This window comes from Infirmifilum sp. (genome assembly GCF_049970975.1).
Classification (GTDB): domain Archaea; phylum Thermoproteota; class Thermoprotei; order Thermofilales; family Thermofilaceae; genus Thermofilum; species Thermofilum uzonense.
The window spans coordinates 50069-68368 of the sequence record NZ_JBMFLX010000002.1 but is presented as its reverse complement, the minus strand read 5'-3'; the positions used below and the strand labels follow the sequence as shown (position 1 = coordinate 68368).

The 18300-nt window shown below is 45.8% G+C and carries 15 protein-coding genes and 1 tRNA gene; 5 read left to right on the top strand and 11 right to left on the bottom strand.

Features of this window, described 5'->3' with window-relative positions; genetic code table 11:
* Positions 1–224: 224 nt before the first annotated feature.
* From ACP5KC_RS01070 to ACP5KC_RS01040, 7 genes are all read right to left on the bottom strand, one after another.
* Positions 225–584 carry an ATP synthase subunit C gene (locus ACP5KC_RS01070; protein ID WP_428286736.1) on the bottom strand — a complete coding sequence of 120 codons (360 nt, stop codon included), beginning with the start codon at positions 582–584 and terminating at the stop codon, positions 225–227.
* A gap of 36 nt (positions 585–620) precedes the next feature.
* Positions 621–3455: a V-type ATPase 116kDa subunit family protein gene (locus ACP5KC_RS01065; RefSeq protein ID WP_428286735.1), complete on the bottom strand. Its 2835-nt coding sequence runs from the start codon at positions 3453–3455 to the stop codon at positions 621–623.
* A 94-nt stretch (positions 3456–3549) separates the two neighbouring features.
* Positions 3550–5043 (bottom strand): acetate--CoA ligase family protein, encoded by a 1494-nt coding sequence (locus tag ACP5KC_RS01060; RefSeq protein ID WP_052884787.1) that lies wholly within the window; start codon positions 5041–5043, stop codon positions 3550–3552.
* 108 nt (positions 5044–5151) lie between these two features.
* Entirely contained in the window at positions 5152–6039 is an 888-nt protein-coding gene (locus ACP5KC_RS01055) for a V-type ATPase subunit (protein ID WP_273433547.1), read from the bottom strand.
* On the bottom strand, positions 6040–6642 hold the full coding sequence (locus ACP5KC_RS01050) for a V-type ATP synthase subunit D (protein ID WP_052884785.1): 603 nt from the start codon (positions 6640–6642) through the stop codon (positions 6040–6042).
* A 5-nt stretch (positions 6643–6647) separates the two neighbouring features.
* Entirely contained in the window at positions 6648–8063 is a 1416-nt protein-coding gene (locus ACP5KC_RS01045) for a V-type ATP synthase subunit B (RefSeq protein ID WP_236944879.1), read from the bottom strand.
* Positions 8056–9864: a V-type ATP synthase subunit A gene (locus ACP5KC_RS01040; RefSeq protein WP_052884784.1), complete on the bottom strand. Its 1809-nt coding sequence runs from the start codon at positions 9862–9864 to the stop codon at positions 8056–8058. The genes ACP5KC_RS01045 and ACP5KC_RS01040 overlap by 8 nt, the downstream gene beginning before the upstream one ends.
* 124 nt (positions 9865–9988) lie before the next feature.
* Here ACP5KC_RS01040 and ACP5KC_RS01035 point away from each other — a divergent pair, with 124 nt between their 5' ends.
* The gene (locus ACP5KC_RS01035; protein ID WP_273433550.1) at positions 9989–11071 is read left to right on the top strand and encodes a transglutaminase-like domain-containing protein; all 1083 of its coding nucleotides are present in this window, start codon (positions 9989–9991) and stop codon (positions 11069–11071) included.
* Here ACP5KC_RS01035 and ACP5KC_RS01030 read toward each other — a convergent pair.
* From ACP5KC_RS01030 to ACP5KC_RS01015, 4 genes are all read right to left on the bottom strand, one after another.
* A complete protein-coding gene (locus tag ACP5KC_RS01030) occupies positions 11064–11735 on the bottom strand; it encodes a hypothetical protein (protein WP_428286734.1) in 672 nt (223 codons plus the stop codon). The two genes, ACP5KC_RS01035 and ACP5KC_RS01030, sit on opposite strands and share 8 nt — an antisense overlap.
* An 87-nt stretch (positions 11736–11822) precedes the next feature.
* The gene (locus ACP5KC_RS01025) at positions 11823–12170 is read right to left on the bottom strand and encodes a hypothetical protein (protein ID WP_052884781.1); all 348 of its coding nucleotides are present in this window, start codon (positions 12168–12170) and stop codon (positions 11823–11825) included.
* 86 nt (positions 12171–12256) lie between these two features.
* The gene (locus ACP5KC_RS01020; RefSeq protein WP_424740298.1) at positions 12257–13525 is read right to left on the bottom strand and encodes a M48 family metallopeptidase; all 1269 of its coding nucleotides are present in this window, start codon (positions 13523–13525) and stop codon (positions 12257–12259) included.
* Positions 13526–13541: 16 nt separating this feature from the next.
* Complete coding sequence (locus ACP5KC_RS01015) at positions 13542–15464, bottom strand: carboxypeptidase-like regulatory domain-containing protein (protein WP_428286733.1); 1923 nt, start codon at positions 15462–15464, stop codon at positions 13542–13544.
* A gap of 275 nt (positions 15465–15739) precedes the next feature.
* On the opposite strand from ACP5KC_RS01015, the gene ACP5KC_RS01010 reads away from it, so the two are divergent.
* The 4 genes from ACP5KC_RS01010 (at position 15740) to ACP5KC_RS00995 (ending at position 18284) form a co-directional block, all read left to right on the top strand.
* Positions 15740–15839 (top strand) — tRNA-Asn (locus tag ACP5KC_RS01010).
* Between the two features lie 124 nt (positions 15840–15963).
* Positions 15964–16305, top strand: a complete 342-nt coding sequence (locus tag ACP5KC_RS01005; RefSeq protein ID WP_052884778.1) for an RNA polymerase Rpb4 family protein — start codon at positions 15964–15966, stop codon at positions 16303–16305.
* A 30-nt stretch (positions 16306–16335) separates the two neighbouring features.
* A complete protein-coding gene (locus ACP5KC_RS01000; protein WP_052884777.1) occupies positions 16336–16977 on the top strand; it encodes a DUF655 domain-containing protein in 642 nt (213 codons plus the stop codon).
* Positions 16978–17006: 29 nt separating this feature from the next.
* Positions 17007–18284 carry a tRNA pseudouridine(54/55) synthase Pus10 gene (locus tag ACP5KC_RS00995; RefSeq protein WP_273434126.1) on the top strand — a complete coding sequence of 426 codons (1278 nt, stop codon included), beginning with the start codon at positions 17007–17009 and terminating at the stop codon, positions 18282–18284.
* The last annotated feature ends 16 nt before the right edge of the window (positions 18285–18300 follow it).

Here is an 18300-nt window from a genome sequence, read left to right as displayed (position 1 = left end):
AATATAAAGATAAAAGGAATTCACGCATATAGATTCATCTCAGTTTTACTATTTTTGAAGTAAATTCCATTGTCATGTGTAAGTTTTTCGTATAGGTTATTTATTTCTAGTGTGACACTGAGGTGACAGAGATAAAAGGTATGACTGACAGATAAAGTTTATAACTTCCCTATGTTTCGGTAAGAGATAATTTAAACAAGAAAAATCAAAGCTAATACTGGAGCTTATATTTTTCCTAGAATGAGTATAGCCAGTAGAAGTCCGTACACAGCAATACCTTCAGCTAGACCTCCCATGATGAGCATCCATGTCGTCAACTCGGGTTTTTCAGCCGCTGCTGCAAAGCCAGCAGTTGCAACAGCCCTTAACGCTATACTAGATGCCACGGTGGATCCGACAACAGCGATTGCTCCAGCTAGCAGGGCTATGGCATCAGCCATTTGTAACGTCTTTGCGGGGGCTTCTTGAGCTGGTTCTATGCTCTTTGAGACCTTAGTAACTGTTGAAGCAAAGACGCTAAGAGATACTGCGAGTATAACAATGTTAATCGCTAATAGTATTAACATCGCCTTTCTTACGTTCATAACAGGATTCCTCATACTAGACCATCTATAAAAATATTATTCGCTTACAGCCTGTGACAAATAACCAATTGGTTTAAACTCAATGCCCTCACCTTTAAAGAACTTTGTCGAGAACTCATAATACGTTAGCCTTAAGGCCTGGATACCCACAGCTAAAGCCTCGATGCCTAAAACCAGGAAGTTTGCTACCAAGTAGCTTGCCAGGCCACCAACCATTAAAGCCATGTTTTCGGCCAATATGCTGAAAGCCTCATGGGCCATCGCAAAAGCCGCTAGTCGTATAAATGACAGAGAGTTCGCTGGAAATGCTATTATCATCTCGATAACTTCCGAAAGAGCGTGCATGAGTTTCTCTTTATGGTGTGAAGTTATAGTCTCGTATATTCCGAATGAGAGAACAACTATTAATGATAAGACTACTAGACTTAGGAGTAACGTTACATCCGGGGAAGCGAGTGCGGAGAAGTTAAAGTTGTTCAATGCGAGCTTGTACGCTATGGCTACACCCGAAGAATAGAACAAGATGCCCATGCCACCCATTCCACTGAAAATCGCGCCTAGCGTGTCTCCGAAGCGCAGTAGATTCAAGACGTTGAGCACCATCGCCAGCAGTAATTGTAAAACGCCGAACCATAGCGCTACCGCTATTATCTCATATACACCGTGAATCGGGCTTAGAATAGGCGTTGCAAGAGGCTTCAAGAAAAACATGAATCCATACATGGCTCCAAATATCATGCTTGAGATACCTGCGAGGGTTGCTAATGCCCCGAGAGTGCCTGCCCCTTCACGGCTTATACCTAGTAGCGGATATTTGGTTTTCAGCATGAATAATCCGAAAATCATTAGGAGTAGTCCTTGTCCAACATCTCCGAACATCATGCCGTACATTATCGTGAAGAGTCCTGTGAAGATGATGGTTGGGTCGATTTCCCAATAACTGGGAGTCCCGCGCATCGAGGTAAGCCTGTAGAGGTATTTCTTTAGCCCTTTGTTCTCGATGTACGAAGGGGCTTTTTCACTTCTCTTGACTTCGTCGAACTTTAGATACAAGAGCCTTGGAACCCTACTTGAAAGTTCTCGTCTAAGAGACTCTTGATATCTTACTGGTATGTATCCTTCAACATATGTTATCCTTCTTGTCCTAAATACTCTTATCTCGCTGAGAAGTGGCTGTGCCCTGTGCATAGCTTCAAGGACCGTCTCATAGGAGAGATACTCACCTATCTTCTGCAGTATGTCTCTTAAGAGCATTTTTTGAGTAGCGAGCTTTGATAGTATTACCTCAGAGGGAAGCTCGAGAATGTTGTTTATTTCTTCTTGTGCATGTTTAATATCCTCCACAACACTATCTATACTTGTGAGTAAGTTTCTCAAAAAAGTGAAACGATCTTCTGTGGGCAGAGGTTTGGGCTGGACATGCTCGAATGCTTTCTCGTGAAGCTCTACGAGATTTAGGAATTCATCATCACCCAGCACCTCAGCTACCTTTCGCAAATCAACTTTAAAATAAATTAAAGTTGTCTTAAGAATCCTTGCTATAAGAGAATTCTTTACCGCCTGCTTCTTCTTACTAAGCTCCTGGAGAAGTGATTCAAGATCTGTTTTATCACATCTCGTTACAAATACGAGTGCATTATATTTTGATCTAAGAACTTCTGGAAAAGTCTCCTCTAGGGTCTCAGGAATTGATAAAATACAGCCATAGCCCCATCCAACACTACCCTTCTGGACCTCAGCAGCACCATAAAGTCTAAGCGTTTCAGTTTCACAGAGCTCTTTAAGACTTTCATCCCCATAAGAAACAACGATTTTATTATTAATGCAGAAATCGCTAGTACCTTTTGTCAAAGCTTCTTTAAGGATGCTCAGGCTACCTACGTATTTGTTGAGAAGTACTATGCTGTTCGAAATTGATTGATAATCTCTACTGAATGGAGGTAGTCGTGCCAGCTTCTCAATTCTCTCTTTAGTAAAGACTTTTTCTTCTAGAACAGATTGTACAAGTTCACAGTACTCTTTCGCTACTTTCAAGCGAGGTAAAACTTTTCCGTTTTCCTTGCACTCCTTGTAGGCTAGTTGAAGAGAGGCATAAGTATACAGGATGTCAGCTAAAGCTTCCTTATTCTTTCTAAGCTCTTTTAAAGCCCTATAAGCATTACCTATTACTTCTAGCCTAGAAGCTTTTTCAAACTCGAAGGCATCACGAAGAACATTTGCAACCTCCACTAGTAGATGATGCAACTCCTCACGGAGCTCATACTCCTCCTCGTTAATCCTCTTTAAGACAATTTCAGGTTTGTCGTAAAACCACGAGGGCAGCTCTAAAGGTCTAGAGTATGTTTTCTTTAACTCCTCTACTTTTTCTTTAAGGTCTCTCTTGTATATGAGAAGAAGGGCGTGCTCATATTCGGATATCCTTCCTCGGCGAACGATTGCTCCTATAGAGAGAAATGAGGATATCGCGTCGTGTAAATTCTCGTCAGTAACAATAATTAAATCAGTAACTAACCCTAGTTTCTCCTTGCCCATATCTTCAGGGGAGACGCCTACTTCATACAGCCTGTCAACAATTTTCCTTAGTTTCAAAAGCTGTTTATAATACTCGACCTTCTCCTCGATTTGCTTAAGGAGAATATCGTCTGGTCTCAAAACTTTTCTAGCGACGTCTAGCGCCTCATTCACATCGAGTGTCTGGGGAGATATTTTTCCTTCTAAAACGTCGACGAGCATAGGGGGGAGTACGCTTCTAGCCTCCATCGTGCTTTCAAGGTGGACAACACCTACAGATGTAAGAGCGTCTAGGAGGTTTACCTCGTATTCTGATGGAACAGCTACCCTGAATTTGTTGAGAGGTTCAGGCGTAATCAAATTGATCCCGGTGATTAGAATCTAGGTTGCAAATATAAATAATTGTGTGTATTTCTAACTCCCAAAAACCTTTTTATATAATTCTTTATATAATTCAATTTTTATATTTTCCGCCAAGAAAGCTCTCGATATATCTTTCTAAAGAGTTTTTGCTTTTCAGAAATTCGCCGTATTTATACAAGGCCCATAATGCCTTAACCGCCCTTTCGGGTGTAGGATATGCTGGAATCCCGTTCTTGTCGAACTCTTTGCGCTCGAGGATCGCCGCCTCGCTCCAACCGGTATCTACGGCTACAACGGGTTTAGAATACTCTTTTGTTAGCCTTGAGAGTTCTTTGGCAAGTTCTACTGGGTCAGGTATTCCAGGAACTTGGTGTAAAGCTAGAATAGCTACCATGTCGACCTCTGAGCTCTCCAGTAATATCCTAGTGGCTTCTACGAACATTTCGCTAGAAGCCGAGCCTGTTAGGTCAACAGGATTAGATATTTGGGCAAACTCCGGTATTATACCATTCTTTTTCAATTCCTCGAGCTTTAAACGCGCCTCTAGCTTGAGCTCCGGAACCTGTAATCCAAGCATCTCTGCCATGTCTGTTGCCATAACGCCGGCTCCGCCGCCGTCAGTTACTATACCTACTCTTGGACCCCTGGGAGGGGGTTGGCTTGCAAATACCTTGGCGAAGTCAAAAAGCTCTTCTATGTCCTGGGCGCGTATAACGCCACTGCGCCTGAAGGCGGCCTCATAAATCTCATCTGATCCTGCAAGTGATGCTGTATGAGACGCGGCTGCCCTCTTACCGGCCTGGGTTCTCCCCGCCTTCATAGCGACTATTGGTTTCTTTAGTGAAACTTTTTCAGCTGTATCTACGAATTCTCTCCCCCTTTTGATGCTTTCAACATAGAGTAGAATAACCCTGGTCTTATCATCTTCGCCTAACTCTCTAATTAACTCAACCTCGTCTATGTCTGCCTTGTTTCCTATGCTGAAAAAGTATGACAAACCTATTCCTTCGCCGTGCATATAGTCTAATGCTGCCGTGCCGACTGCACCACTCTGCGAGATTAGGGCTACGTGGCCACGCGTGGGTCTAGGCGCGCTAAGTATCTCTCTACCATCCTTTAGTTTCTTAGTGTATGGGAGGAAAATCGTGTCTAGGCCGCTCCACGGGGAATATATGCCAACACAGTTTGGCCCTAGAATTCTGACTCCCTTGCTCCTGGCCTCCCTGACGAGTTCTTCTTCTAAATCCACACGGCCTATCTCACTGAAACCAGAGGAAATAATTACGGCCGCTTTCACTCCTTGTTCGCCTAGCTCTCGAACAACAGCCGGAACTATCTTCGCTGGAACAACTATGATTGCAAGATCTGCCCCGCTGGGAACATCCTTTATGCTTTTATACACCTTATGTCCGAGGATTGAGTCAGCATTGGGATTAACCGGATAAATGGGTACGCGTAGAACCCCTTTTTCATAGTTTTCTAGAAGAATTTTGAATATCACGTGTCCAGGCTTGTCTTCCTCCCTAGAAGCGCCGACGAGTATTATTCCACTCGGCTCAAAGAACGGCTTAAGTTCATTGGGCAAATCCGACTCACCATGTTGAATTTCAAGACGACTAAATATTATTTATTATCGGTGTTGCTTATATCAACATAGTATTCTCAACAGGAGTTGAAACGGTCGATAAAAAGACTACACAAGAATTAGGTTTCTGAGAATAACTTCTTCTGGAAACCCTAGCTCTTTTCCAATGATGATTTTCTCCAGGTTTCTCGCCTCCAGGAAAGCGAGCGCATTATAGTAGTAGACGAAACCGATACTAACGGGGAACCTCAGGCTGATTTTTACCTCAATATCCTTTAAGAGGCTCATCTCAACGTTTTGCATAAGCTCTGTTGTCTTTAGGTTTTTCCAATCATCTGGAATGCCTGGTATTCTTACACGGAATCTTAGAGAACTTGCTAACTTGAAAATAATACTTGAATCGATTACCCGGGACCATACCAATATCTTTTTCTCAAGCTCTTCCCTTATTAAGTTCTGCAAAGCCTCTTTGGAGTCATTCGAGACTTTTAGCTCTTCGACTTTTCTTAGCAGATAGTTGTAATATAAGAGATCCAGCAAAAGCTCTCTTTCAGATTCTAGCGGCGTAGTGAAGTTGGGCGAAGAGGGAGCCTGGTAAACTGTCCTTGAGAGAGCCTCCCACAGCATGCCCTCCGTCTTAATTGTTGAGAGCTTGGCTGGGCCTAAATGACGCCCATAAGGATAGTAGATTACTGGACGCTGGGCTCCTAGAATGTAACGTAAATGTATCTTTATGTTTTCGACTTCAAGCTTGTCGAGTAAGGCTAGGACGAATCCAGATATCTCGGGGCCCGCTTTAGAGATGGTCTCGAGACGTGACACATATACCCTATAGATTTTTTCAAGTTTGGCATCAAGGGCATCTGTGTCGAGAATCGAAGAGTAGTCTTTGAAATCCGACAGTTTTTTCTCGCCTTTAAGAATGTCCTCGTAGTCTCCCCTTGACAGAAGTCTCGATTTGAGCCCGTGTGCCCTAACAGCCGCATAGGTCTCCATTTACACACCCCCTAGGAGTTTTACACGGACGAAGTCTTCTAACTCCTCCTCGACAACTCTCTCCTCAATCCTCCTGAGAACATCTGTTAAAGCCGGTATTAGGTTTTTCTCAAGACTGTTGACAACCCTATTTATGTATAAGAGTTGTTCACTGATCTTCTCAACTGCCACTTCCTTATTAGCGACATCTATCATTGTCTTAACAGCGTTCCATAGCTGTTCGATTGTCTCCTTGTAGTCCGGGTCGGTTATCTGTGAAAAATCGGGATCGTGTACAATCCTAGCCTGGGGGACGGGTATGCCTTGATAACTCACGATTATGCTTGTAATTTTGGGAGGCTTTACTAATGAGGATACCGACCTGAATTCGAACTCTCCACGAGCTACACGCATTAAAGCGGCTCTTCGCGCTGCCTGGATAAATTCCTGCTCTGCTTTCGGCCTCTTTTGAAGCTCATCCATTATGCTTAATAATTCTTTGGCTAGCTGGTCGCGCCGCATCTGCAGGACGTCTTTCCCCCTCTTTACGAGCTCGAGTCTTCTTCGCAGGAGCTGTAAAGTTCCTCTTGAGGCTGGCAGAAAGGCCAGCTCGCTTAACACCATAGCTCTCAGCTCCTGTATGCTGGATGGTACTTTTCGATTAGTTTCCTTGGAATCCTTACGAGCTCCTCTTCAGGAAGGACCGCGAGAACCTTCCATCCCCTGTCAAGGGTTTCCTCTACGCTCCTGTTCTCGTGAAACGCCTGGCTCACAAAGTTATTCTCGAACTCCTCGGCAAACTTGAGGAACCTTCGCATTCGATCGCTGAGTCCCATTTCTCCAATAATTCTCGCCAGATCCCTGGCTCTGACGCCTCGGGAATATGCGTCGTATAACTGGTCGGCAAGGTACCTGTGATCCTCTCTAGTTTTTCCAGCACCTATACCCGCTTTCATGAGCCTGCTGAGGCTTGGGAGGACGTTAACAGGTGGATATATGCCTTGGGCATATAACTCCTGGCTGAGAAAGATCTGACCTTCAGTAATATATCCCGTAAGGTCCGGTATCGGATGCCTGAGGTCTCCACCGGGCATGGTGAGGATGGGAAAGAGCGTAATACTCCCCTTCTTGCCCTTTATTATACCTGCCCTCTCATAGAGGGTTGCAAGGTCACTGTACATGTATCCAGGATATCCCATTCTACCCGGGATTTCGCCCCTCGCAGAGCTTACCTCGCGCAGGGCTTCACAATAGTTAGTCATGTCAGACATTATGACGAGTACATGCATGTCCAGGTCGAATGCAAGGTACTCGGCCACGGTCAGCGCGATTCTCGGGGTCATAAGCCGCTCAACAGCTGGATCGTCGGCAAGGTTAAGAACAGCTACAAGTCTTTCTATAGCTCCAGTCTCGCGGAATTGTTCCATAAAGAACTCTGCTTCTGTCTTCCTGAGGCCTAAACCAGCGAAGACTACGGCAAACTTTTCCCCCTCACCTCGGACTGTTGCTTGCCTTGCAACCTGTGCTGCCAGGAGGTTATGAGGTAGTCCTGAGACGCTAAATATGGGTAATTTTTGTCCTCTAACTATGCTGAAGAGGCCGTCGATCACGGAGACGCCTGTCTGGATGAAGTCGTGAGGGTACTCCCTGGCAACAGGGTTTATTGGTTCGCCTGTGATGTCGCGAAGCTCGCCCGTTATGACTGGAGGTAGGCCGTCTATCGGCTCGAAGCGCCCGTTAAAGATTCTACCTAGAATGTCTTCAGAGACTCTTATCTTAAATGTTGACCCTGTAAACTTCACGAGGGTATCCGTTTCGAGTCCCTCTCGGTCGCCTAAGACCTGGACTACAGCACTTCCTATGCTTGTCTCGAGGACTCTGCCGAATCTCTCCCTTTTGTCTTTCCCATATATTTTTACTACCTCGTCGTACGCGGCGTCTTCTACACCATCAAGTATCAATAGGCTTCCGCGGATCTCCTTTACTCCGCGGTATATCTTCCCGGGGTATCGTTCTAAAATGCTACTGATTACTTCATCAGGCACTCCCCACCACCCCACCAACAGGTATGGAAACTTGAACCCCATGCCTCTCAGCTATCTCGTCTAGTTTCTGCATAATTCGGTTGTAGAGCTCTTTAACGGCTTCTAGTCCGCGCTCGTCCTCTTTTACTCTCATCATCTCATATACCTCAGGCAGCTTAGTGATTTCTTCTATTGAGACCCTCTTCTTTACTAGCTCGTAGGCCTTGTCGAAGAAGTCTATCATCATCTTTAACATCCAGTACTGTTTCTCAGGCTTGCAGAAAACGTCTTCACCGGTTAAAGCTGTCTGCCTTAGGAAACCCTCCTTAATTATCTCGGAGGTTAAGAGAATTAAGCGTTGGTCGTCAGGGAGAGCTCCCTCACCCACAACAGAGGCTATGGCTTCGATCTCGCTAGCAACAGTCATTAGTCGAAGGGCTCTTCTCCTATATTGAGGAAACTCAGGTGAGACGTTCTTGACCCACCATCTCTCAACGATGTCGGCATACTGGCTGAAACTTCTAAGCCAGTTTATAGCTGGGAAGTGTCTCCTGTATGCTAGATCCGTATCGAGCGCCCACATTACGCCAACAAATCTCAAGGTGTGTATGGTGACTGGCTCATTGTAGTCTCCTCCCGGCGGTGACACAGCACCTAAAACAGTAACAGAGCCTGTTCTCTCTGGTGTCCCTAAAGGCTTAACACGACCACCTCTCTCATAGAACTCGGCGATCTTGTCTGGAAGATAAGCCGGATACCCCCTCTCAACCGGGAGCTCGCCTAGCCTCCCAGCTATCTCCCGCAGGGCTTCGGCCCATCGGCTGGTGGAGTCTGCGATGAGCGTTACATCGTATCCCTGATCTCTATAGTATTCAGCTATGGTTATTCCCATGTATATGGAGGCCTCCCTAGCCGAAACCGGCATGTTTGAAGTATTGGCGATCACTATGCTCCTATCAATAATTGGTCGACCCGACTTAGGGTCTATAAGCTCAGGGAACTCCATCAACATTTCCGCTATCTCGTTACCTCGCTCCCCACAACCTATGTATATCACTATTTGTGAGTCGCTGTGCATAGCCACCTTATGTAGTGTTACAGTTTTCCCTGTCCCGAAACCGCCGGGAATTGCGCCGGCGCCACCTTTAGCTATGGGAAAGAACGTGTCGATGACCCTTTGACCTATTAGAAGGGGGACCTCGCTGGATAATCTCTCCTTATAGGGCCTAGCCTGCCTAACAGGCCATTCCTGCCTCATATATACGGCAGCTTCTCTCCCGTCTAGCTCTATTGTAGCAATAGGATCCTCAATGGTATAATCACCTTCTGGCACTATTTCCTTGATGCGTCCTTTCATACCTGGTGGTATCATAATTCTGTGCTCAACAAGGGGGGTTTCCTGTACTACGCCAATGATGTCTCCGGCTTCTACGCGGGTGCCCTTGCTCACCCTTGGTGTAAAGTGCCATTTCTTGTTCCTAGGCAGAGGGTTAACCTTTACACCTCTTTTAACGAATGGCCCCACGAGTTCTCGTATATCCTCTAAGGGCCTCTGGACGCCGTCAAAGACGCTTGCCATAAGTCCTGGTCCCAGCTCAGCCACCAGGAGTTTGCCTGTTCCTATAATCGGCTCCTTTGGTCGGAGCCCGCTTGTATCCTCGTAAACTTGGGCTGCGAAGTAGTCTGGACCTATTCGCACAACCTCCCCTAATAGGCCTTCTTGTCCAACGTATACAACTTCGCCAAGCTTGACGTCGCTTATTCCCTTGCCTATAACCACAGGGCCAGAGATTCTGGCTATATAGCCCCTACGATCACTCATAGCGATTTACCTGCCCTTGAGACTTGTAAATAAGACACATTAATTTTTTTCCACACCTAGATGTGGTCGAGATCACGGCATTCAGTAACGGCAATTGTAAAATATGGTTTTAGAGCCAGTTACAATGAAGACAATGATACTTAAAGAGGTAGTCACTGTCGCCTTAATTGCGCTTGCGGTCACTAGCATACCTCTCGAGTACAACAAAACACGCTACGTAATTGTAGCTCAGATGATAATTCAGGGAAACGGCGTTGTGGACAAAGATGTTTTTGCTAGAGCCTTTCGCATCGCACCCGACATCCCTGGCTGGCAGGAATTAAAAAATGCCACCTTGCTAATCAATTCGAGGACAACTGCGTTTTCCATGGTGAAAGACGAGGACGGAAACAAGTTTGCGTATCCTGGCCCACTATCATTCGCGGGAAAGGTGAACATAACGCTTGTACAAACAGTTGAGGTAATACGTCCGCCATTTCGTAAGGTGGCTGAGATGCCCTCTGACGTCGAGGGGTATCCCGCTAACATAACTGAACTTTCCAAATCCCAATTTTGGGCATGCAAAGCACAGAACGCAAACTTTACAAGTCTACTAAGCATAGGACGGGAAATAAAAGCCGCCTCAACCAATATTCGAGAGTATGTTTCAAGATCAGCCGATTGGGTTTATAGAAACATCAAATATACCGCGAACACTTTAGGTGGTGTTCAATGCCCCGGGGTGACTTTGTCGCGGAGAGAAGGGGCCTGCGCAGATATCCATGCATTGCTCACTGCACTGCTTAGGATTGGTGGGGTTGATGCTTACTTGGCTTATGCCTATGTTTTTATCCCTGAGAGGAACATAACCCAAAACATCGATAAGTGGACCTATACCCTCTACGCCGTAGAGCCGCACGTTTTTACCATGATAAACTCCTCAGGCTACGTCTTCCCGATCGATTTAACTGCTAACACTGCACCAGTTTTTCCCGACTTCACTAGGGGCTCTGCAGTGAACCAGCTCGACAATATAATAGTCATGGGGTGGATTAAGAAGTCCACTCCAGACACTTTCCTAGCGATCTTCGCGCCTAACGGCGCATCGAGGGTTAGCTATACTGTAAAGATTAGAGAGGATACTCAAGGCCCTCCTAGCATGTGGTTAGTAGTGATCGCAATACTAGTCTCAGCAGCTCTGATAATACACAAGGAGAAGTCTACTTGAGGGGGGCACCGCAGAAGGGACATATTAGGTGAAGGTCGCCGTAAGGCAGTTCACGCCCGCAGTGGGGACAAACCTTAACTCCCTGCCTGGATGGCTGAATAGGTTGAGTCTCAATGCTAGGTTGTCGCGCTTGAACAGGCTTCTGTAAAGGCTGCTGCGGTCTTGCATAAGCTGATACTCGAGCTTCCCCCCTAGCTTGTTGCGGCTGTTGTAACAACATGTCTGAGGCGCTTTGTAAAACGGCTGGCTGCTGCGGGACACGTCGTTGCGGGGCCTGCTGGGGGACACCCGGGTGTACGGGCTTTAGGGGGCTCTGAACGCGTGAAGGCTGGGGTTGAGGTTGAGCCTGTTGTAGAGTCGGTATCGGCTGCTCTGTCCTCTGAGTAAGAAGCCCTGCTAATTTCATGTAAAGCTTATAGTTGTAGGCCTCCTGAAGATAATAGTTCATCAAAAGTAGTCCAAGACCGGCAAGAACAACTGCCATGATTGAATACATATGATCATAGCCGGGCGCCAGAAAATAAGCAATAATGAATAGCAGGGGAGACAGTATTAACGTAAGTCCTATTATAAGAGCCTTCATCCTCTTTCTCCGAAACTCTTCATTTACAGGATCCACTGGAGCTTCCCGTGAAGACACCCTTCTAGGTTTAGACCGACTCACACACTTCACGCTGCACAGCTAACTATTTAAGATTGCGGATGAGGCTTGTTTAGAGTAGGCACACCGGGAAAGGAGTAGTTGCCTCTCCTACGCCTGTGTGGTCTGCTGAGCCGCTACGAGTTTTCTTATTATGGCTTTCTCGCCCTCTATCTCTATGTCTGCCATCGCGCTTTCACTAATAGTTTTGACGAGGTCCTCGTCCTCCAAGAGCAACCTTGGAGATGAGAGCTTAACTTCGAGGCCCAGCGTCTCGGCCAGCTCTTGAAGCGTGTAAGTAATATCTCGAACCTTGCTTTTCACATCTACAACACTGTCCAATGCGGTGAGAAGATATTTCTGGATCTGTAAGAGAGCTTTCCTATGCTTGTCTGGAAGATCCTCGCTTTCGAGGAGATCCTCGACAACCTCTAATGCTTTGATAACCTGACTACGCATACATCTATACGTATGGCGTTGAAGTAAAAATCCAGGTTAAACTTGGCAAATCTTAGCTTCAATTCTATTACAAACGTATTACAAGATTACTTAAGAGAGAGAACGTAAAGTATCCTGTTCAAAGGATGGGGATGAGACGAAGGGATACACCGTGATTTTAACCTTTCTAGTGGTTTCTCGCTTCTGAGAAGCGCGGGATACTCCAGCTTTACCAGTGCGCTAACCAGGTTTTCTGCACCGGAAGCTTGTGCCGCTTCTCGATCGGCGGCGAATTCTATCCTCCATAGAAGGCGGGAGACAACATACATGTATGCGAGCAAGTACACTGCGATTACTGGAAACAATACATAAAATGACGTAATAAGGTAAGTTCTCACAATGTACTCTAGGCTGAGTAGCGAAAAAACCTTTAATATGTGCCTGTTCTTGAGGTGGGCTAGCTCGTGAGCCAGAACCGCCTCGACCTCCCTTTGGCTCAAATCCAATAACAAGCCCACAGTCAAATATATCCTCGCAAGCTTTGGGATTAAACCCAAAGCGTAAGCGTTCCTTCGAGAAGAGGGCACAATACACAAATCAGCTTTCACCCCAACTTTTTTACACACGGATTGCAGAATATCAGCAAGGCTTATCTCTTCAACAGTTACCCTCTCATAACTTAACCCTATGTCATCCAACAATCTCTTTATTCTCTCTTCGTCTAGAACTCTTCTTTCCCGTGAAAGAATGTGTTTCACTATAGCTAAGAGTGTTACATCCTCGCTTGATAGTCCGTTAAGCTGCACTCGAACAAGGAAGAGAGTTTTAGAGTCCCGAGGAACCCTTATACAGCTTGACCCACGATAGACAAGTGGAAGTATTGACAGGAAAACGAGCAAGGCCATTATTGTCACAAGCGAGGCTAGCAAAGGTGTCGCAATCCCATATAGGCTGAAGAGAATGGGGAGAGCGACGGATGCAATGATAAGAAAGACGGGGACTAGATTTTGTGTTGCCTGGAAAAACCATGAGCCAAGTCCCATTTCAGGGTACGCTTCAATCTGCTTACCATCCGATAATACAAGTATAACCTCAGGGTTATCGCGACACTCCAAGAGAAAATGATCCAGTATTGTCTTCCTAAATATCTTTAGAGCTTTTTCGCTCTCCGAACAGGCCCTTATCACGCCCCCAGTGTATTCTAGAGTAATATCGAAGCCTTCAAGTGTAAAGCTTATGACACCACCATTACTTTCACTGGGACTAAATCCAAACCCTTGAAGCTTAGCGAGAAAATCTGATTTTGAAAAACCAGGAGATAAACAAACAAGCGGTAAAAAGAATAAACTACACTTTTTCTTGGGATGACCGCTCATCTTATCCTCCGAGCGTTCAGCCGATCTCTATTTCGGCCACTTCCTCTTCCTTCCTAGGCCTGAAGAACAGCGCCGAAGTCACCGCCGCTGCAGCAGAGACAGCTGCTACTTCCATGGCTGTAACAGGCCCTACGAAGGGTATATCGAAGAGTATGCCAGTGTTTATGTCGACATTCTTGTCACCGTCGAGTGTGACTTTCATCGATGATGTTATCCTCTTGTACTGTGCCGTGACGGTGTACACTCCTACTGGCATCTGGTTGAAGACCACGCTTCCGGAAGAGTCGCTCTCCAAGGTTTGTGTATAGTTGCCGTTAGTTATAGTGACTGAGGCTCCGGCGATAGGGTTGCCCAGTGCGTTTTTCACGTTTACAGTCAACCTGTATACCTTGCACTCTATGTTGAAGTCAGTGTCTATCAGTGTTCCAAGAGTCAGTGCAGCAATAGTTGAACCCTTGAAGTTAGCCCTGATACTGTAAACTCCTGGTGTATAGACGTTAATTGACGCTACACCGTCAACCCCGCTTACCACCTGGGCGGTCTGTGGGCCTTCCACAGAGACTTGGACACCTGGTACGGGGTTACCTTTAGGATCAGTGAATATCATCTTTACCGGCTTCCATGATATCTCGACAAAGTAGTCTCCCTCCTCTATACTATCCCCGTTCTTTACCTGTATTGATGCTTCAGTCTTTTCAATCACGGCACTGCGCCAAGTCCCAAGCCAGTTGGATGTGAAGCTCTCGACTCCCTCGATCTTCTGGCCTCCAGGTAGTGTTATCGATTGAATGGTAGCGATTGTTGGTACCTGTACTACCAAGTACGCACTATAAGCATCAGCCACGTCTTTCTTGTTTATGGTGGCTACAAGCCCTTTGGGCGTCCATGTTCCTATTTGTCTGTAATAGATCGGTATCACGATGGCTTGGATATCATGTCCCTCGTTATTGGAGATGACGGCTGAGTTACCGTAAACGAGGAAGGCCTTTATCCAGTAGTTCATCAGTAAGGGTGGTATTAAGAGAGATGCTCCCCTTATTTCGAATTCTTCACTCCTCTCGAATGCCTTGTCAACTAGAGCGCCTGTTACGCGAGCGTCACTTGAAAGGGGACCTGGAGTGACTGAGTATAAGACGATAATGAAGCCCAGGGTGTTCCAGCCTGCCTTGCTCTTCAACATGTAGTTTTTAGAAGTCTTGGCCGGAATAGTGACCTCCATGTATCGATCCTCAATTACGAGAAAGCTGTTTGGCAGCTTGTAGTCGTCCCCCACATTAAAAGCTATTTTGTACTTCCCGAAGCCTATCGTCGTAGCATCAAATTCTACGTGCTTAGGATCTACCTTGAAGGCCCCAGCGGGAAGCTTGTCCTGCATACTAAGGCTTGTGAGCTCATTCCCTTTCGGGTCAGTCACGGATTTGACGGCATAGGGCGCGTAATTGTCAATGGTGACTTTTACGACTACCTGGAGCCCAGTATCCTTGAACTCGCTCGTATCGATAGTTAAGTTGTCTTGTAGAGGAACCCAACTGCTCCTCTTGAAGACTGTTACCAGCTTAGCCTTCACCGTACCGTTGTAGCCATTACTACCTAAAGTTATCTCTCCAGAAAACGAGGTGACAGACGTCAAAACATCCATGTTTTTACTTATCTTATCATATTCGATCGGGATCACTTGAGCTGGAGTTTTTCCTTCGAACACTACGGTAAAAGATTCGAGCGTGAATCCCGGGGGAGCGGCATAACTGGAGAGCTTTATTATGCTCTTGCTTCCAAAGTCAAGCTCGACGTTCTCCTCGGTTCTGAGCAAATAGTCTACACGCGCATAAAACACGGGTGTAGTCTCTGCTGCAAGTATCATAGCAGCTACACTGCTTAGCAAGATTACGAGCAATACGGATACTATCAACCTTCTCATGTACGTCAAATATTCAAACATGAAACAGACAAAATTATGCTTCAAATACAAATGTGAAAAAGACGGATATAGTATCTTTGTACTACGCTAAGCCTACTCTTCTTCTATCCATGATCCCAGGAGCTTTAAGAGGCTTAGAAGAAGAGGAGAAAAGCCCGACTATCCAAAGTTATCGAGATACATGTTAATGCTTAAAGAAGAGTTTGCATGTGCACACAACGGTAAAAGCGCATCTAAGCATCTCACAACAAGCCAAACATAAATTTTAAATGAGTCAGCTTAAATAAAGGAGTTGAGCCGGGGTAGCTCAGCCAGGTGGAGCGCCCGGCTGTTAACCGGGCGGTCCCGGGTTCGAAACATAGCCTATGAGGCTATGCGGGAATCCCGGCCCCGGCGCTTTTTACAGTGTATAGAAAGTAAAGGTAGGGTCTCTTCATGGTTCTTTGTTTTCGGGTATTTTTTCCTTTTCTTAAAAAATAGAAAAACATTAAATAGTTAAAAAGATAAAAATAAAGAATAGGTGTCATCTACATTGCCAAGGATTATTAACGAGAGGAATCTGACGCTCGCTGAGTTACGGGAAATCCTAGAGAAAGAGGAAAGGGTTAGAGAGCTTACAAACCTCGAGCGATACACTCTGGAGTATGCTAGAAGGTTTTCTAAGGAAAATGACCCCCAGCGAGCAAGGGCTAAAGTTGAGGAGCTTATAAAAACCTTTGACATACCAGAGGATATTGCGGTTCAACTCGTTAATCTGAAACCCCAAGATCCGGGAGAGATCAGACTCGTATTTTTACCATTGAGTAAAGTCTTTTCAGAAGAGGACTATAAACGCATCTTGGAGATCGTTAACTCTGAGTAACTTTTCACAAGCTTCTCTTGGGGTTGTCACATGTTTAGGCATGATTTCAGAAGAACCCTCAGGACTCCTGAGAGCTCCCTAATCGTATTAGACGTTCTGCCATATGGGGATCCTATAAGAAGGATACCTTATCCTCTCGTCCAGGGGATAGGCGAGGAGAAACTTTTACTGATGGAGCTCAGAGTGGATGAAAAGATAATACCCCAGGTGAAAGTAGGGGAGAAAATGGATCTTGCGGCAGGCGTAGAGGCCGGCCTTATACATTCTGTTAGAATTATAAGACATGAAGACCTGACAGGGAACGCTAAGTCTATCTTAAGAGACATCGTGTCGAATATTGTCCTAGAGAGGGAGAAAAAATTCGTAGAATTCTTTAATAAAGCGCAACCACTGTCTAAAAAGGCCCATGAGCTCGAACTCCTAAAAGGGATAGGTAAGAAGACGCTCTGGAAAATTCTCGAGGAACGGAGTAAAAAGCCTTTTGAGTCATTTGAAGATCTTGAGAGGCGAACGGGCATCAAGCCCGTAGAGCTCCTTGTGGATCGGATCTTGGAGGAGTTGAGCGAGCCCCAGGTACGCTACCTTTTCGTTAATCCACCTTTCGGCCCTTCTTCGCGTCCTTCACCCCCCTACGAGGGGCGCAGAGATACGCACTTTAGGCATGGTTTTTAAGATGCCTGAAAGCCTAGTTGTAGGTCAAAATGATCGTGGAGGTTGCCAAGGAAATACTCGAAAATGGATACGTGCTTTGCGATTCGTGCCTCGGTAGGCTTTTCGGCTTAAGAGGTTATGGTCTAAGCAATGCTGAACGCGGGAAGGCTATAAAGACCGTTCTTTTTCTAGAAGCATATAAGAGCTCTCCCCGAGAACTTAACTTGAAACTTTTGAGGAGTCTTAGCGCTGGGGGGTTTGAGCCTGCGAGAATTATTCTTTCAAGTTTAGAGGGACAAACTACCGTCCGTGAGAAGTGTCACGTTTGTGGAGGTATAACCGAAAGATACGAGGATATAGCCGCTCAGGCTGCTAGGGAGGCTTTAAGCTACGAGTTTAAGACCTTCCAGTTTGGAGTTAGACTGCCACTTGAAACTCTTAAGAGGGAAGAAGAGTTGTGGCGCAGATATAAGCTCAGTGACGCAGAGTCACTCAAAAATGAAGTGACTCGTGAAGTAGGGAAAATTTTTTCAAGAATCACTGGAAAAGAATACGATCCAGAGAAGCCTGATTTACTCATAATACTTGATTTAGAGGGGGACAATATTGAGATGATCCCTCAACCGGTCTTTGTATGTGGAAGATATAGAAAACTCGTCAGGGGGCTACCTCAGAACCCTTGGCCCTACTCAGACGACAGAATAAAATACAAGACCTCTATAGAAGAACTTATCGCACAGCCAGCTATAGAGCTTTTCCAAGCAACGGGTGCAAGATTCCATGCAGGGGGAAGAGAAGATATAGATGTTAGGACACTTGGTAAAGGCAGGCCTTTCGTTCTAGAGCTAAGGCGTCCTAGGAAACGTAGTGTAAACCTGGAAGAACTCGAGCGTCTAATTAATACTCGCGCGGGTGGATTAATTGAAGTTGAAGGCCTTGCTTACTGCGAGCGTAGAAGTATCAAAACGCTTAAGAGTCTAGCGGAAATAGCCAGGAAAACATATCGAGCCCTTGTTACTTTCTCGTCACCAATATCGGATGAGGACATAGAAAAAATAAACAGTAGTTTTAATGGCGTGACAGTTGAACAGAAAACTCCTACTAGAGTCCTACACCGGAGGGCCGACAAGCTGAGGCGTAAAGTTGTATACAGGGTTGAGGCCTCCAGAGTCTCCGACCGAGAAATCGAACTTCTAATTGATGCCCAAGGAGGATTCTATATCAAGGAATTTATTCATGGAGACGGGGGCCGTACTAACCCCAGCATAGCCGGAATTCTCGGGAAGAGCGTAGAGAAGATAGAACTAGACGTTATAAATATCGACTAGAGGAAGAAATGGCTAT

What these genes read in the sequence shown, in the direction of transcription:
- ACP5KC_RS01050 (WP_052884785.1), bottom strand. Translation starts at nt 6,642, where the DNA reads ATGGTGTTAAGCGAGCTGGCCTTTCTGCCAGCCTCAAGAGGAACTTTA.
- ACP5KC_RS01015 (WP_428286733.1), bottom strand. Translation starts at nt 15,464, where the DNA reads ATGTTTGAATATTTGACGTACATGAGAAGGTTGATAGTATCCGTATTG.
- ACP5KC_RS01000 (WP_052884777.1), top strand. Translation starts at nt 16,336, where the DNA reads ATGTTTAGGCATGATTTCAGAAGAACCCTCAGGACTCCTGAGAGCTCC.
- ACP5KC_RS01040 (WP_052884784.1), bottom strand. Translation starts at nt 9,864, where the DNA reads ATGAGTGATCGTAGGGGCTATATAGCCAGAATCTCTGGCCCTGTGGTT.
- ACP5KC_RS01025 (WP_052884781.1), bottom strand. Translation starts at nt 12,170, where the DNA reads ATGCGTAGTCAGGTTATCAAAGCATTAGAGGTTGTCGAGGATCTCCTC.
- ACP5KC_RS01070 (WP_428286736.1), bottom strand. Translation starts at nt 584, where the DNA reads ATGAACGTAAGAAAGGCGATGTTAATACTATTAGCGATTAACATTGTT.
- ACP5KC_RS00995 (WP_273434126.1), top strand. Translation starts at nt 17,007, where the DNA reads ATGATCGTGGAGGTTGCCAAGGAAATACTCGAAAATGGATACGTGCTT.
- ACP5KC_RS01055 (WP_273433547.1), bottom strand. Translation starts at nt 6,039, where the DNA reads ATGGAGACCTATGCGGCTGTTAGGGCACACGGGCTCAAATCGAGACTT.
- ACP5KC_RS01035 (WP_273433550.1), top strand. Translation starts at nt 9,989, where the DNA reads ATGAAGACAATGATACTTAAAGAGGTAGTCACTGTCGCCTTAATTGCG.
- ACP5KC_RS01020 (WP_424740298.1), bottom strand. Translation starts at nt 13,525, where the DNA reads ATGAGCGGTCATCCCAAGAAAAAGTGTAGTTTATTCTTTTTACCGCTT.